General features: G+C 64.3%; 1 protein-coding gene. It reads left to right on the top strand.

What is annotated here, in order from left to right; all coding sequences use genetic code 11:
* On the top strand, nt 1-1,026 hold a 1,026-nt coding region (locus tag GJV78_RS22660), incomplete at its 5' end, for an autotransporter family protein (RefSeq protein WP_155110305.1).
* Between the last annotated feature and the right edge of the window lie 57 nt (nt 1,027-1,083).

Raw genomic sequence — 1,083 nt, 5'->3', positions numbered from 1 at the left:
CCGGAGCCGGGTCCGCGGCCCGACCCGGAGCCCATGCCGGAGCCGGTCCACGTGGTGGAGCCGGAGGTGGGAGCCTACATCGGCAACCAGGCCATCGCCAGCCAGATGTTCAGGCTGCGGCTGCGGGATCGCGCGGGCGAGTCGCTGTTTACCCGGCCCGGCGCGGTGGACGAGCTGGCCTCCACCCTGTGGTTACGCACGGAGGGCGGGCAGACCCGCAGCCGGGCGGCGGGAGAGCAGCTGAAGGTCAGAACCAACAGCGTGGTGACGCAGCTGGGCGGGGATATCGTTCAGTACAACAACGGCGAGGCTCTGCTGCGTATCGGGGTACTGGCGGGCTACGGCGACGCGCATCTGACGTCGCGCTCCGTGTACACCGGCTACCGGGCAAAGGGCCGGGTAAAAGGGTACAGCACGGGAGTATATGCCACCTGGTACGCCAGCCAGGACCCGGAGCAGGACGGGATGTACGTTGACGGCTGGCTGCAGCACGGCTGGTTTGACAACGCGGTGAGCGGGCAGGGCTATTCGACGGTGAACTATAAATCGAAAGGCTTCAGCGCGTCGCTGGAGACGGGCTACACGATGAAGCTGGCGGACTTTGCCAGTACGTCATGGTTTATGCAGCCGCAGGCGCAGCTGTCGTGGTCGGGAGTTCATGCCGGTAAGGTAAACGACGGTCGCGGCAGCACGATAAGCGGCAGCAGCCGGGACTACTGGCAGTCGCGGGTCGGGGTACGCAGCTGGCTGCGCGGCAGCTCGCCGGTGAACCGTGAGCAGATATTCCAGCCGTTTGTGGAGGTGAACTGGCTGCACAGCCCGGAGGCTTACGGGGTGGAGTATCGTTTTGCCGGCGGCGGCCGCAGCTACAGCAGTTCGACAGGTAAAGACACGGGTGAGGTAAAAGTGGGCGTGGAAGGTAAGCTGCTGAATAATCTCTCCGTATGGGGCAACGTGGCCCACCGTTTTGATGACCACGATTACGGCCATACCTCGGGAATGCTGGGGATTAACTATCAGTTCTGACCGGGACTGCGGTATCTGAACGGTAAAGCGCGGGGCGGGTGGCAACACCCGCCCCGT

It is taken from the genome of Intestinirhabdus alba, from assembly GCF_009711095.1.
In the GTDB taxonomy this organism is placed as follows: domain Bacteria; phylum Pseudomonadota; class Gammaproteobacteria; order Enterobacterales; family Enterobacteriaceae; genus Intestinirhabdus; species Intestinirhabdus alba.
This window is presented reverse-complemented; position numbering and strand designations above follow the sequence as displayed.